A 14233-nucleotide genomic window follows, 5' to 3' on the forward strand; every position below is an offset into this window, starting at 1 on the left:
CGCGATCGGGCGCTCCGGGGACCTCAGCCCTCGACCAGCTCCGCGGCGGCCATCCACTGCTCCTCGACCACGGCCACCTCGGCGTGCACGGCCCGCAGCTCCGCGTCCAGCGCCAGCAGCCGGTCGGGTTCCGTGGCCGCGGCGGCCAGCGCCGCGTGCAGCTCGGCCTCCTTCTTCTGCAAGGTGGTCATCCGCCGCTCCAGCTTGGACAGCTCCTTCCGGGCGGCCCGCTGGTCGGCGGCGCTGGACACCGCGACCGGCACCGGAACGGCCTCCCGCGACGCGGCCAGCTCGCGCTGGGAGTCGCGCCGGAGCAGGTACTCCTCGATCCCGCCGGGCAGGTCCGTCAGCCCGCCGTCGCCGAACAGCGCGACGACCTGGTCGCACACCCGCTCCACCAGGTACCGGTCGTGCGAGATCACCACCAGCGTCCCCGGCCACGAGTCGAGCAGGTCTTCCAGTTGCTGCAACGTGTCGATGTCCAGGTCGTTCGTCGGCTCGTCGAGCAGCAGCACGTTCGGCTCGGCCATCAGCAGGCGGCAGAGCTGCAACCGCCGCCGCTCGCCACCGGACAGGTCGGACACCGGCGTCCACTGCTTCTGCGAGGAGAACCCGAACCGCTCGCCGAGCTGCGACGCGGACATCTCCTGCTTCCCCAGCACCACCCGCCGGGCGACCTCCTCGATCGCCTCCAGCACCCGCATCGACCCGCGCAGGTCGTGCAGCTCCTGGGTCAGGTGGGCCAGCTTCACCGTCTGCCCCTGGATCCGCCGCCCGCCCTCGGTCTCCCGCTCCCCGGCCAGCAGCCGCAGCAGCGTCGTCTTGCCGGACCCGTTGACCCCGACCAGCCCGATCCGGTCACCGGGCCCGATCCGCCAGGTCAGGTCCTTGACCAGCGTCCGGTTCCCCACCGTCAGGGTGGCGTCCTCCAACTCCAGCACCGTACGGCCCAGCCGCCGCTTCGCGAACGCCAGCAGCTCCACCTTGTCGCGGGGCGCGGGCACGTCGGAGATCAGCGCCTCGGCCGCGTCGATGCGGTAGCGGGGCTTGGACGTCCGGGCCGGGGCCCCGCGCCGCAGCCACGCCAGCTCCTTGCGGGCCAGGTTCCGCCGCTTCTCCTCCAGGGTGTCGGCCAGCCGCCCGCGCTCGGCGCGCGCGAAGATCCAGTCCGCGTACCCGCCCTCGTACTGCTCCACCTGGCCGCCGACGACCTCCCACGTGCGGGTGCACACGGTGTCGAGGAACCAGCGGTCGTGCGTCACGACCACGAGCGCCGACTTGCGGGCCAGCAGGTGCCCGGCCAACCAGCGCACGCCCTCGACGTCGAGGTGGTTGGTCGGCTCGTCCAGCACCAGCAGGTCCAGGTCCTGCACCAGTGCGGCGGCCAGCGCCACCCGGCGGCGTTCGCCACCCGACATGGTCCCGACCGGCGAGTCCAGGCCGAGCGCGGTGATCCCCAGACCGTCCAAAATGGACCGGACGCGGGGGTCGGCGGCCCACTCGTGCTCCGCGTCGAACCCGAGCGGGTCGATCACGGAGTGCCGGACAGTGGACCCCTCGGGGAGTTCGGTCCGCTGGGTCACCACGGCCATCGAGAGCCCCCGGTTCTGGCTCACCCGCCCCGAGTCCGGCTCCTCCAGTCCGGCCAGCACCTCCAAGAGGGTGGTCTTGCCGCCACCGTTGAGCCCCACCACCCCGATCCGATCGCCGTCGCCGACGCCGAGCGACACCCCGTCCAACAGCGGCCGGACACCGAACGACTTGGACACGGACTCAAGGTTGACCAGGTTGGCCATCGTGGAAGCGCACCTTCAAGTAGGGAGGACGAGAACGAGAAGTTAAGCGTGGACCTCGGGCGGCACCGGCCGGGGCGCCTCTTCGGAAGCCACGACGCGCGCACCGGGCATGGGGCCCTGGGCCACGCGAACGGTCCGGCACACGCCCGCGCCCGCCAGTTCGGCGGCCACCCGCACGGCGGAGTCGGCGTCCGTGCAGAGGAACGCGCACGTGGGCCCGGAACCGGACACCATGCCCGCGAGGGCCCCCGCGTTGACCCCGGCGCGCAGCGTCCGCCGGAGGTTGGGCCGCAGCGACACGGCGGCGGCCTGGAGGTCGTTGCCGAGCAGCAGCGCGAGCTGCCTCGGGTCGCCGGACGCGAGCCCTTCGAGGACGGCTTCGGCGGCTCCGACGCGCGGCGGGTTGCCGTCGGCGCGCAGCCGGTCCAGCTCCACGAACACCTCGGGCGTCGACAGCCCGCCCTTGTCGAACGCGATGACCCAGTGGAACGGGTGCCGCGCGAGCACGGGGACGATCTGGTCGCCGCGGTCGGTGCCGAGCGCGGTGCCGCCGTAGAGGGCGAACGGGACGTCGGCGCCGAGGCCGCGGGCGAGGGTGGCCAGCTCGTCGCGGCCGATCTCCAGCTTCCACAGGGAGGCGAGACCGACCAGTGCGGCGGCGGCGTCGGCGCTGCCGCCCGCCATCCCGCCCGCGACGGGGATGTTCTTGCGGATCACCACGCGGACCTTCGGGTCCTCGGGATCGCGCCCCACGTGGGCGGCCAGTGCCTGAACGGCCTTCCACGCGAGGTTCTCCGGGCCGGTCGGCACGGAGTCGGCGCCTTCGCCGCGCACCTCGACGCCGGGGTCGTCGGCGACCGCCACCGTGACGTCGTCGTGCAGCGACAACGCCTGGAAGATCGTGACCATGTCGTGGTAGCCGTCAGCGCGGAGGTTCCCGACGGCCAGGTGGAGGTTGACCTTGGCCGGGACGCGGACGGTGACCGGGGGTGGGACTACGGCGAGCACGACATGCAGCCTACGGGCGTTGAGGACGTGTTCGCTCGCATCGGGCTGTAGCGGAGGCCACCCGACCGGGTCGGGTGGCCTCCGCGCACAGGTCAGACGGGCAGGACGGCCCCGGCGAACTTCTGGTTGATGTAGTCCTTGACCTGCTGCGACTGGAGCAGCGCGAGCAGGTCCTTGATCCTCTTGTCGTCCTTCAGCTCGGCGCGCGTGACGAGGCCGTTGGCGTTCGGGTTGCCCTCGGCCTTCTCCAGCACGAGCGCGTCCGAGGCGGGCTTGAGGCCCGCGTCGATCGCGTAGTTGCCGTTCACGACGGACACGTCGGTGTCCTCCAGCGACCGGGGGAGCTGGGCGGCCTCCAGTTCGACGAACTCCAGCTTCTTCGGGTTGTCCTCGATGTCGCGGATCGTCGCGGTCGCCTCGGTGCCCGCCTTGACCTTGATCAGCCCGTTGGCCTGGAGCAGCTTGAGGCCGCGCGCCTCGTTCGTGGCGTCGTTCGCGACGCCGACCTTGGCGCCCTCGGGCAGGTCGGTGAGCTTCTTGTGCTTCTTGGAGTACACGCCGAGCGGTTCCAGGTGCACCGGGCCGATCCATTCGAGCTTGGCGCCGCTGGACTGCTTGAACGTGTCGAGGTACGGCACGGTCTGGAAGTAGTTGGCGTCCAGCGACCCGTCGACCAGCGCCGTGTTCGGCTGGACGTAGTCGGTGAACTCGACGACCTCGATCTTGAGGCCCTTCTCCGAGGCCAGGGTGTCGGCCACGTGCTTGAGGATCTCGCCGTGCGGGGTGGGGCTGACACCGACCTTCAGCGGGGCTGCGGGGTCGGTCGCGGCGGTGGTGCCGCTGCCACAGCCCGCCGCGGTCAGCAGCAGGGCGACGAGGGCAGCACGAATACGCATTGGGTTCCTTTGGTGAAATCGGCGGTAGCCGACAACTGGTGGTGCGGAAGAGGTTTCGGTCCGACTAGACGGACGCGTGCCTGCGGCGGTCGACCACGCGGGCGGCACGGGTGAAGCCGAACTGGATCACGGTGGTCACCACGGCGAGCCACGCGACCGTGGCCCACAGGACCCGGTCGTTGAACCGCTGGTAGCCCTCGCGGATCGCCAGGTCGCCGAGCCCGCCGCCGCCGATGATCCCGGCCATCGCGGAGTAGCCCAGCACGGCGATCACGGTCACGCCGATCGCGTTGATCAAGGCGGGCAACGATTCCCGGAGCAGCACGCTGCGCACGATCCGCAGCGTGCTCGCCCCGGTCGTCACGGCCGCCTCGACCACGGCGACGTGCACCTCGGACAGGATGTTCTGCACCAGCCTGCCGACGAACGGCACGGCGCCGATCGACAGCGGCACGATCACCGCGCTGGTGCCGATCGAGCTGCCGAGCACCAGTCGGGTGAGCGCCGTCAGCGCGATGAGCAGCACCACGAACGGCATCGACCGACCGAGGTCGGTGATGAAGCCCAAAGCCTTGTGCAGCAACGGTCTGGGCTTCAGCCCACCGGGAGCGGTGAGCTGGAGCCAGACCCCTACTGGGATGCCGAGCACGGTCGCGACCAGGGTGGAGACGCCCACCATGTACAACGTTTCGCCGGTTGCGTCGACGAGCATGTCGAACACGGTGGACCAGGGTGTAGCAGTCCTCACGCAGCTACTCCCTGCGGGCCCTTGAGGGTGCGCTGCACGGAGGCGCCCGCTTCGGAGATCCACTCGAGCGCGGAGTCCGCGCGTTCACCCTTGAGGCCGACGCGGAAGCGCGCGACCGGCGTCTCGGCGAGCCGCGTGAGGCCGCCGCCGAGCAGGTTCAGCTCGACGCCGAACCGGCTGGTGACCTCGGGCAGCAACGCGCCGACGGCCGCGAAGCCGACCAGCACGACGTCCGCGACGCGGTCGAAACGGCTCTCCGCCAACGGGTTCTGGTCGATCGCGGGCAGCAGCGACGCGGCCGTGCGGCTCGCGGCGTCCGACACCAGGTCCAGCACCTTGCCGTGCTCCACGACCCGGCCGTCCTCCAGGACGGCGACGTCGTCGCAGATCCGGCGCACGACGGCCATGTCGTGCGTGACGACGAGCACGGTGATGCCGAGTTCGGCGCGGGCGCGGTCCAGCACGGTCAGCACGGAGCCGGTCGTGTCGGGGTCGAGCGCGGACGTCGGCTCGTCGGCGAGCAGCACGGACGGACCGGCCGCCAGCGCGCGGGCGACGGCGATGCGCTGGCGCTGGCCACCGGAGAGCTGGTCGGGGTAGCTGCCCGCCTTGTCGGTGAGGCCGACGAGGTCCAGCAGTTCGGCGACGCGGTTGCGGCGCTGCGGTCCCGGTACGCCCGCGGACTCCAGCGGCAGCGCCACGTTGCCCGCGGCGGTGCGCTGCCGGAGCAGCGAATCCCCTTGCGGCACAACGCCGATCTGCCGACGGGCGGCGCGCAGCGCGGTGCCGTCCAGCGAGACGAGGTCGGTGCCGTCGACGCGGATCGCGCCGCTGTCGGGGCGCTCCAGCAATGCGACGCACCGGGCGAGGGTGGACTTCCCGGCTCCGCTCGGCCCGACCACGCCGAGCACGGTGCCCGCCTGGACCTCGAGGCTGACACCGTCCAGGGCCACGACGGGACCGGTGCGACCGGCGAATGACTTGGTGAGGTTCTCGACTGTGATCACGTTTTCGCTCCACGGCTACGCGCGGCGTCGCAGTGCTTGTGGCATGCGACGGCCGTCCTCAATGGACCGTCCGATGAGGACGGCGAGGATTCGGGTAGAAGCTAGGGGGTAAGGAGAAGCGTCGGACGAGTTAGCGTCGACAGCCCGTGTTGGTGCGACGGCACTGGTCGACTGTCCGTCGCCTCGTGAGCATTCCCTGCGTGGGCACGTAATCCTCCATCGAGCCTGGCGGAAGCACCTGCCCGCATCCAGCGGGTGGTTGCTGCGGCGTCAAAGAGCCAGGTCTCTCGGCCGCTCGGGATGGCACCACGAGTACACCCGACGCGAGCCCGCAAACGCAAGCCCGAATCGCCCACAATCTGGGATCGTTCGAGAAGTCACACTTCTGGACCAGCATCCACGCCCGGTTCCGGTACCGAACCAGCGGATCACCGGCCAAACGGCGTACGAACCGATGATCAAACGGCGCCCTTACGCCCGAACAGGTGAATCGGGTGAGCCACCCGCCCAGCCCCCGGACCCCCAACCGGCCACCCACCACACCCCGCGAACCCCGCCCACCCCAGGCCCGAACCAGCACGAACCGTCCCACGAACCAGACACCCGCACACGCGGCACTAGCCGAGGAAGCGCCCCAGGATCCGCCGGAGGTCGGCCTCGTCCCCCGGCTCGAGCTTGCCCAGCAGGTGCTGCCGCACGGCCGCCTCCAACGGCGGCCGGGACGCGTCGAGGACCTCCGCCCCCGGTCCCGACATCACCACCTCGACCCCTCCCGCGACCTTGCGGCGCGCGAGGTAGCCCCTGGATTCCATGCGGGTCAACAGGTGCGAGAGCCGGGTCCGGTCCCACCCGGTCGCGGCAGCGAGGGCGTTCTGCCGCAGCACGCCGCCCGCGGAGTCGAGGCGCACCAGCACGATCAACTCGGGATCGGACACCTGGGCCACGGCCGTGACGTCGGCGACCACCGACGCGCGCACGACCTCGTACGCCTGCTTCCAGAGCAGCCACAGCGCGGTGGCCGCCCGGTCGTCGGCCCCCAAGTGAGACTCACCTGTTGACATTTCAACACCACACTCCTAAGTGTTGACATTACAACACCGGGGGACGCGCCCCCGCGACGAGGAACGAGGACCCCATGCTCACGTCATCACGGGAACTGCTCGGCTTCCGCACCCTGGCGCTCCTGCCGCTGGTCCTCTTCCTGCCCGTGGTCGTGTCGTTCGCCGTCGATCCGGGCGCCCTCTGGCCGGAGTACATCGGCGTGCTGTTCCACCTGTCGGTCCTGTTCCTGGTCTCCCGCATGGACGCCCCGCCGTGGGGCAGGGCCGCGGGCTTCGGCTGGATCACCGTCGACATCCTCGCGGGCGTGCTCGCGATCAACGAGGTGCACTCCGACCTGGTCCTGGCGGTGCGCCTCGGCGGGCACGTGCTCGCGGGCGTGTGGATCATCACCGTGTCGGTCCTCGCCAGGACCTGGCCCATCCGGGTCGTCGGGACGATCACCGGGCTGTGGCTGAGCGCCTACTCCTTCGTGGGCAACATCCTCCCGACGACGGCGCTCGCCCCGGCCAGCGTGCTGACCCTCGTCTGGTACGGCCTGCTCGCGTTCACCTACGAGCAGCGCTAGTCACACGGTCGCGGCGATGCGGGCGAAGTCGGCCACGCTGAGCTGCTCCCCGCGGACGCCGGGGTCGACGCCCGCCGCGACGAGCCGCCGCTCCGCCTCGACGGCGGACCCGGCCCACCCGGACAGCGCGGCCCGCATGGACTTCCGCCGCTGCGCGAAAGCCGCGTCCACCAACGTGAACAGCGCCCGACGATCCACAGTGGACATCAGCTCGGGCCGCCGCTTGAACGCCACCAGCGCCGAGTCCACGTTGGGCACGGGCCAGAACACCGACCGCGGCACCGGACCGGCTCGACGAGCGTCGGCGTACCAGGCGAGCTTCACGCTCGGCACCCCGTACACCTTGCTGCCGGGACCGGCGGCCATCCGGTCGGCCACCTCGGCCTGCACCATGACGAGCCCCTTGGTCAACGACGGCAGCTCGGCCATCAGGTGCAGCACGACCGGCACGGCGACGTTGTACGGCAGGTTCGCCACCAGCGCGGTCGGCGCGACCGGCAGGTCGGCGGCCAGGACGCGCATCGCGTCGGCGAGCACCACGTGGAGGCGGTCCGCCAGCTCGGGAGCCCGCTCCAGCGCCGTCTGCGGAAGCCTGGCGGCCAGAACGGGGTCGATCTCCACGGCGACCAGGCTGCGGCACGCGGGCAGCAGCGCGAGCGTCAGCGAGCCGAGGCCGGGACCGACCTCCAGCACGACGTCGTCCGGGGTCAACTCCGCCACCGTCACGATGCGCCTGACCGTGTTCGGGTCGTGCACGAAGTTCTGGCCGAGCTTCTTGGTGGGGCGGATGTCCAGTTCGGCCGCTAGGCGCCGAACGTCGGCCGGGCCGAGGAGCATGCTCCCCGGCCCGGCCGACGACGGTTGTTCAGTCACGCGGCAATTGTTACGCCAAGCCCAACTTGGCGCGGCAACCGGGCCACGCGGTGTACTTGCCGCCCGCGGCGTCGCGGACCTTGGTCGCGATGGCGATCTGCTGCTCGCGGGTCGCCTGGTGGGCCATCGCGGCGTACTGGCCGCCGCCGTTGGCCGTCCACGTGGACGCGCTGAACTGGAGGCCGCCGTAGTAGCCGTTGCCGGTGTTGATGGCCCAGTTGCCGCCCGCCTCGCAGCCCGCGAGCCGGTCCCAGTCGCTGCCGTCGGAGATGACGGGGGTGGGAGCGGCCTTGGTGCCCTTGCGGACCTTCTTGGCGACGGCTTCCTTGGTGACCTTGGAGCCGATCTTCTCGCGGCCGACTTCCTGGCCGTTCTTCAGCGTCACGCGGTAGGAGTTGATCTCCTCGCCCTCGACGCCCTCCTGCTCGACCTTGGTCTCGCCCTTGGGCATCTCGGCGTCGAGGATCTCCTCGACGGGGGGCTTGACGCTCTCGGTCACGTTGATGACCGAGACGCCGGTGCGGCTGATGTGGACCTCGGCGCCGTTGGCGATCTTGAGGTCGGCGCCGCCCTCGACGGAGTCCTCGGCGCCCAGCGGCGTCATCTTCTCGGCCTGCATCAGCTCGCCGACGGTCAGCGCCGTGGTCTTGACCTGACGCGGCTCGGTGCCGCCGTCGTACACCGTGACGGTCTTGAGGCTTTTGACCTGGAGCGACATACCCGAGAGGGGCACGTCCTTGCCGCGGTCGTCGGAGACCCAGGCGCCGTCGTCGTTGATGCCGAGCTGGTCGAGCGCCTCGCCGACGCTGACCGAGCGGACCCAGCCCTCCTTCTGCTCGCCGTCGACGGTCGCCTTCACCAGTCGGCCGCGGTCGAGGGTGATCTTGCCGCCGTCGCCGACCTTGGCGGTGGGGGACGGGCTCAGCGCGTCGTGCTCGCCGACCGCGATGCCCTCGTCGGCGAGGATGTCACCGACGGTCGAGTCGAACGTGCGGACGGTCTTCTCCTGGCCGTCCACGTCGACCGTGATCGACTTGTCCATCGCGATGGCGGTCGCGCCGCCGCCCGTGATGGTCACCAGCAGCGCCAGCACGGTCGCCTTGAGGAACTTGCGCTTCCACGTGCTCACGGCCTCCACGAGCGCCGGAGGCGGGCCGTCCGGCTGCTCGGGGGCGAACTTCGCCGCCAGGACGTCCTCGGGCAGCTCGTCGGGGATGACGATGGCCGGGAGGAGCGTGGTCTCGGCGTTGATGAGCCGGATCAGCTCGTCGACGTCGACGTTCGCGGTGGCGAGGAGTTCGTCCGCGTCCGAGCCCAGGACTTCGTACACGTCGGCCGGCGTGACGCCCAGCCCGGTGAAGCCGGGGGAACTCGGGTGGTCGACGAGGACCGGGGGTTCCATGACGCCCGTCGCGGTCGCGGAGCCGGTCACCGGGGTGAACCAGTCGGTGTCGTCGTTGAACGAGTACACCGAGCCGTCCGCGCGGGGTCTGCCGCGTTCGATCACAGGGTCGATACCTCCTGAAGGCGGGAGCCGACGCTCCGCGCACCGTGGGTGCTACCTGACGTGCAGTGGAGAAACTCGACTGCTCCCCGGCAACTCCCGTGCGTTCGCTCGACTACTCGCTTCTGGCAGTGGTACCCGCCCCGACAACGGGTGTGCTCCCCCTCAGCGGCTTTCGCCGTTCGGGGGCACGGTCACGGGACCGTAACGGAGGTCGGGAAGTTCCGCAAACACCCTGTTCGGAGTTGTGACATGAGCCACTCCGATGGCGGAGCAAAGAGCTGCTCCATTCGTCGTAAAGGCCATTACGACCACTCCACGTCACGAAGGCCGAACACCCGCTCGGCATTCCGGGTGACGGCGACTCCAAATTCCGCCAGATCAACACCACGGAGCGTAGCCATTGCCCGAAGGGTGTAATTCGCGGCGTACGGCTCGTTCGGGCGTCCCCGGAACGGGTGGGGAGTCAGGAAAGGAGCGTCCGTCTCGACGAGGACGCGGTCCTCCGGGACCCACTCGACCACCTCGCGCAGCGCCGCCGAGTTCTTGAACGTCACCGGCCCCGCGAAGGAGAGGACGAACCCGCGCTCCACGCACGCGCGCGCGAAGTCGAGGTCGCCGGAGAAGCAGTGGAAGACCACAGTGGACGGAGCGCCCTCGGCGTCCAAAGTGCTCAGGACGTCCGCGTGCGCGTCCCGGTCGTGGATCATCAGCGCCTTGCCGGTGCGCTTGGAAAGCTCGATGTGCCAACGGAAGGCGTCCTGCTGGGCGGCGGGCGGCGAGTAGTCCCAGTAGTAGTCGAGACCGGTCTCGCCGATCGCGACCACGCGCGGGTGCTCGGCCAGCTTCGCCAACTCGTCCCGCTCGGCGTCGCCGAAGGACGCCGTCCGGGTCGGGTGCAGCGCCACCGCGCCGAACACCCTCGGGTCCCACGTGGACGCTTCCGCGACCCAGCGGGCGGACGGCAGGTCGTCGGCGACCGTGACGACCCGGTCGACCCCCGCGGCCTCGGCCCGGTCGAGCACCTCGACCACGGCCTCGCGGGTCAGCGCGCCGCACGCGTCCAGGTGCGTGTGCGAGTCGACCACCGGCGCCGGGAGCTTCTCCGGCACCGGTGGTCGCTCACCGTGTCGCTTGGACGTCACTTGACGATCGGGGCCCACTCCGGCCCGGTCTCGCCCAGCTCCGGGTCGAGCTTCGTGAACAACGGGGACGGCTTCTCCAACGGCCTGCCGACCTCGATCGGCGTCGACTTCCACGCCGCCTGCTCACCCGCGTAGTCGCCGGTCAGGATCGGGTACTTGCGGTCCGTCTCGTCCAGGTCGGTGACCTCGACCATCTGCGGCTGCGCGGCCCACACGCCCGTGCCGCCCAGCGCCTCGTGCACCTTCTGCGCCGAGTGCGGCAGGAACGGCGTGAGCAGCGTGTTCGCGTCCTGCACGACCTGGAGGGCCGTGTGCAGGATCGTGTCGCGGCGGTCCGGGTCGTCCTTGACCTTCCACGGCTCCTGCTCGGACAGGTACCGGTTCGCGGCCGTGACGACCCGCATGGCCTCGCTCGAGGCGAGCTTGAACCGGGACCGGCGCAGGCTCGCGCCGACCGTCTCGAACGCCGCGCGCGAGAGCGCCTTCAGCTCCTCGTCCGCCGCCGTGGGGGCCGACGGGCGCGGGACGGCGCCGACGTTCTTGTGCGCCATCGAGACCGACCGGTTGACCAGGTTGCCCCACTCGTTGGCCAGCTCGAAGTTGGTGCGCCGGACGAACTCGTCCCAGGTGAAGTCGGTGTCCTGGTTCTCGGGGCCCGCCACCGAGATGAAGTAGCGCAGCGCGTCCGGACCGAAGTCGCGGAGGAAGTCGCGCACGTAGATCACGGTGCCGCGGGACGTGGAGAACTTCGAGCCGCTCATCGTGAGGAACTCGCTGGAGACGACCTCGGTCGGCAGGTTCAGGTTCCCGAAGGAGCCGGGCACCCCGCCCTTGTCGCCGGTGCCGTTCTGCCCCATGAGCAGCGACGGCCAGATCAGCGAGTGGAAGACGATGTTGTCCTTGCCCATGAAGTAGTAGCCCTGGGCCGAGGGGTCGGTCCAGAACTCCTTCCAGGCGTCGTCGTCCCCGCTGCGCCGAGCCCACTCGACGCTGGCCGACAGGTAGCCGATCACCGCGTCGAACCACACGTAGAACCGCTTCATGGGCTGGTCGCGCCAGCCGTCCAGCGGCACCGGGATGCCCCAGTCGAGGTCACGGGTGATCGCCCGCGGACGCAGGTCGCCGAGCAGGTTCTGGCTGAACTTGAGCACGTTCGGCCGCCAGTCCGTGCGACCGGACAGGTAGCCGCCCAGCGACTCGGCGAACGCGGGCAGGTCCAGGAACAGGTGCTCGGTCTCGATGAACTTCGGGACCTCGCCGTTGATCCGCGACCGCGGGTTCTTCAGGTCGGCGGGGTCGAGCTGGTTGCCGCAGTTGTCGCACTGGTCGCCGCGCGCGCCGTCGTACCCGCAGATCGGGCAGGTGCCCTCGATGTAGCGGTCCGGCAGCGTCCGGCCGGTCGACGGGCTGATCGCGCCCATCTGCGTCTTCGGCACGATGTAGCCGTTGCGCCACATGCCGAGGAACAGCTCCTGCACCACCTTGTAGTGGTTGCCGGTGGTGGTGCGGGTGAACAGGTCGTAGGAGAGGCCGAGGCCCTGGAGGTCCTCGGCGATCACGCGGTTGTACTTGTCGGCCAGCTCGCGGGTGGTCAGGCCCTCCTGGTCGGCCTGCACCGAGATCGGCGTGCCGTGCTCGTCGGTGCCGCTGACCATGAGCACCCGGTTGCCCGACATTCGCATGTAGCGGGAGAACACGTCGGATGGGACACCGAAACCGGAAACGTGGCCGATGTGGCGGGGGCCGTTGGCGTATGGCCAGGCCACCGCCGTCAACACGGGGGCACTCATGCGGGTAAGCCTACGGATGACCACCGACGGCCCGCGCGGCGGTCGGCCGACGAGTCGAAGAGTGATATGCGTCACATAATTCCGGCCAGTACGCGTCGGCCCGCCGAAAAGTTGCAGTGGAACCGGGTCAACCTTCCAGACCGCTCGACCCATGGACCGGGGTATGGGTGGAAGACGGTGGTGGCTCGGCGCCGTGGTGTTCGGCGCCATCGCGGCGATGGCGATGACCGCGACGTTCCTCGGCGCGGAGCGGACGCGGTCGGCGACACCGGTCATCACGGTCACCCCGGCCTCGGTCCCGTCGACGAGCGAGGAGCCACCCGTGACGCTCCCCGCGCCCACCTCGCCACCGGACCCCGGCCCGCTGAAACCCGGCGGTCTCGACGAACTCGCCGAGGGCATCGACCTCGGCGTGGTCGTCCGGGACCTGGACACCGGCGAGGACCTGCACGCGCACAACCCCGACCAGCGGTTCGACTCCGCGTCGCTGGTCAAGATCCTGATCGCGCTCGACGCGCTGGAGGACCAGGGCGAACCGGACACGGCCGTCGTCGGGATGCTCTCGACCAGCGACGACGATGAAGCCAGCCGGATGTGGTCGGCGGGCGGCAGCACCAGGATCGTGGTCACGTGGGCCGAGCGGATCGGGCTCGCGGACACCTCGCCGCCGAGGGACCCCAACCAGTGGGGCGCCACCCTGACCACCGCGGCCGACGTGGCGCGGCTCTACCAGTACCTGCTCAAGGCCCCCGGCGGCGCCGTCGTGCTCGAAGGCCTCGAGGGGATGGCCGACCACGGCGCGGACGGGTTCGACCAGCGCTTCGGCGTCCCGGTCGCGGCGGGCGAGCGCCACTGGGCCGCCAAGCAGGGCTGGTCGTGCTGCACGGACCACCGGACCACGCACTCCACCGGCCTCGTCGGGCACCGGTACGTGGTCGTCGTGCTCACCGGGCAGCCGGTGAGCACCAGCGCGGCCGTTGCGCGGGCCAGGGTCACCGAGATCGCGGAGTTCCTGCTCAGCGGGCGCTGACCGCCGCGTCGTACAGGGCCTTCTTGCTCACGCCCGCCGCTTCGGCGACCTCGGCGGCGGCGGACTTCATCCGCTCGCCGTCCGCGACCCGCTGGCGCACCTCGGCGACCAGCGACGCCAGGTCCGTCGGCGCCTCGGACGGTTCGGCGCCTGCCAGCACGACGGTGATCTCGCCGCGCACGCCGTCGGCCGCCCACTCGGCCAACTCGCCCAGACCGCCGCGCTTGACCTCCTCGTACGTCTTGGTCAGCTCGCGGCACACCGCCGCCGCCCGGTCCGCGCCCAGCACGAACGCGGCGTCCGCGAGCGTGTCGGCGATCCGGTGCGGCGACTCGAAGAACACGACGGTCCGCGACTCGGTCTTGAGCGCCGCGAACCACTTCCGCCGCTCGCCCTGCTTGCGCGGCGGGAACCCGTCGAACGCGAACCGATCGCACGGCAGCCCCGACACGGCCAGCGCCGTCGTGACCGCGGAAGGCCCCGGCAGGCACGTCACGGGCAGGTCCTCGGCCACGCACGCGGCCACCAGCCGGTACCCCGGATCCGACACGCTCGGCATCCCGGCGTCGGTCACCAGCAGCACCGTCGAACCGGCGTGCATGGCCTCCACCAGGCCAGGGAGCCTGCTGACCTCGACCTGGTCGTAGAAGCTCACGACCCGCCCGGTGGGCTTCACGTCCAGCGCGGACGCCAGCCAGTGCAGCCTCCGGGTGTCCTCCGCCGCCACGACGTCGGCGGTCTCCAACGCCTCCACCAACCGGGGTGACGCGTCGCGGACGTCGCCCAACGGCGTGGCTGCCAGAACCAAA

The 14233-nt window shown here is 70.7% G+C and carries 13 protein-coding genes and 1 riboswitch; of the genes, 2 read left to right on the forward strand and 11 right to left on the reverse strand.

The genetic code is table 11. The features are described 5' to 3' along the window. Positions 1-23 precede the first annotated feature (23 nt). From NZH93_RS24015 to NZH93_RS24040, 6 genes are all read right to left on the reverse strand, one after another. On the reverse strand, positions 24-1796 hold the full coding sequence (locus tag NZH93_RS24015; RefSeq protein WP_259625428.1) for an ABC-F family ATP-binding cassette domain-containing protein: 1773 nt from the start codon (positions 1794-1796) through the stop codon (positions 24-26). A 42-nt stretch (positions 1797-1838) separates the two neighbouring features. Beyond that, positions 1839-2804, reverse strand: a complete 966-nt coding sequence (locus tag NZH93_RS24020; protein WP_259625429.1) for a 4-(cytidine 5'-diphospho)-2-C-methyl-D-erythritol kinase — start codon at positions 2802-2804, stop codon at positions 1839-1841. A gap of 92 nt (positions 2805-2896) precedes the next feature. Continuing rightward, on the reverse strand, positions 2897-3700 hold the full coding sequence (locus NZH93_RS24025) for a MetQ/NlpA family ABC transporter substrate-binding protein (protein WP_259625430.1): 804 nt from the start codon (positions 3698-3700) through the stop codon (positions 2897-2899). Positions 3701-3764: 64 nt separating this feature from the next. Next, on the reverse strand, positions 3765-4412 hold the full coding sequence (locus NZH93_RS24030; protein WP_276023964.1) for a methionine ABC transporter permease: 648 nt from the start codon (positions 4410-4412) through the stop codon (positions 3765-3767). Positions 4413-4444: 32 nt separating this feature from the next. Next, positions 4445-5455 carry a methionine ABC transporter ATP-binding protein gene (locus NZH93_RS24035; protein WP_259625432.1) on the reverse strand — a complete coding sequence of 337 codons (1011 nt, stop codon included), beginning with the start codon at positions 5453-5455 and terminating at the stop codon, positions 4445-4447. 213 nt (positions 5456-5668) lie between these two features. Then, positions 5669-5762, reverse strand: a riboswitch (SAM riboswitch). Positions 5763-6072: 310 nt separating this feature from the next. After that, positions 6073-6495, reverse strand: coding sequence for a MarR family winged helix-turn-helix transcriptional regulator (locus NZH93_RS24040; RefSeq protein WP_259625433.1), 423 nt, complete (start codon positions 6493-6495; stop codon positions 6073-6075). A gap of 95 nt (positions 6496-6590) precedes the next feature. Here NZH93_RS24040 and NZH93_RS24045 point away from each other — a divergent pair, with 95 nt between their 5' ends. Continuing rightward, positions 6591-7082, forward strand: a complete 492-nt coding sequence (locus NZH93_RS24045; protein ID WP_259625434.1) for a hypothetical protein — start codon at positions 6591-6593, stop codon at positions 7080-7082. Here the strand turns inward: NZH93_RS24045 and rsmA are convergent, their stop codons facing one another. From rsmA to metG, 4 genes are all read right to left on the reverse strand, one after another. Beyond that, the gene (gene rsmA, locus NZH93_RS24050; RefSeq protein ID WP_259625464.1) at positions 7083-7919 is read right to left on the reverse strand and encodes a 16S rRNA (adenine(1518)-N(6)/adenine(1519)-N(6))-dimethyltransferase RsmA; all 837 of its coding nucleotides are present in this window, start codon (positions 7917-7919) and stop codon (positions 7083-7085) included. A gap of 46 nt (positions 7920-7965) precedes the next feature. Next, positions 7966-9357, reverse strand: a complete 1392-nt coding sequence (locus tag NZH93_RS49975; protein WP_276024053.1) for a resuscitation-promoting factor — start codon at positions 9355-9357, stop codon at positions 7966-7968. 407 nt (positions 9358-9764) lie between these two features. Beyond that, on the reverse strand, positions 9765-10604 hold the full coding sequence (locus NZH93_RS24065; protein ID WP_259625435.1) for a TatD family hydrolase: 840 nt from the start codon (positions 10602-10604) through the stop codon (positions 9765-9767). Continuing rightward, positions 10601-12394, reverse strand: coding sequence for a methionine--tRNA ligase (metG, locus tag NZH93_RS24070; protein WP_259625436.1), 1794 nt, complete (start codon positions 12392-12394; stop codon positions 10601-10603). Before metG ends, NZH93_RS24065 begins: the two co-directional genes overlap by 4 nt. 163 nt (positions 12395-12557) lie before the next feature. On the opposite strand from metG, the gene NZH93_RS24075 reads away from it, so the two are divergent. Then, positions 12558-13424, forward strand: coding sequence for a serine hydrolase (locus NZH93_RS24075; protein WP_259625437.1), 867 nt, complete (start codon positions 12558-12560; stop codon positions 13422-13424). On the opposite strand, the gene rsmI is transcribed toward NZH93_RS24075, so the two are convergent. Further along, the gene (rsmI, locus tag NZH93_RS24080) at positions 13411-14232 is read right to left on the reverse strand and encodes a 16S rRNA (cytidine(1402)-2'-O)-methyltransferase (RefSeq protein WP_276023965.1); all 822 of its coding nucleotides are present in this window, start codon (positions 14230-14232) and stop codon (positions 13411-13413) included. The genes NZH93_RS24075 and rsmI overlap by 14 nt on opposite strands. Between the last annotated feature and the right edge of the window lies 1 nt (position 14233).

The organism is Umezawaea endophytica (assembly GCF_025061645.1).
Classification (GTDB): Bacteria; Actinomycetota; Actinomycetes; order Mycobacteriales; family Pseudonocardiaceae; genus Umezawaea; species Umezawaea endophytica.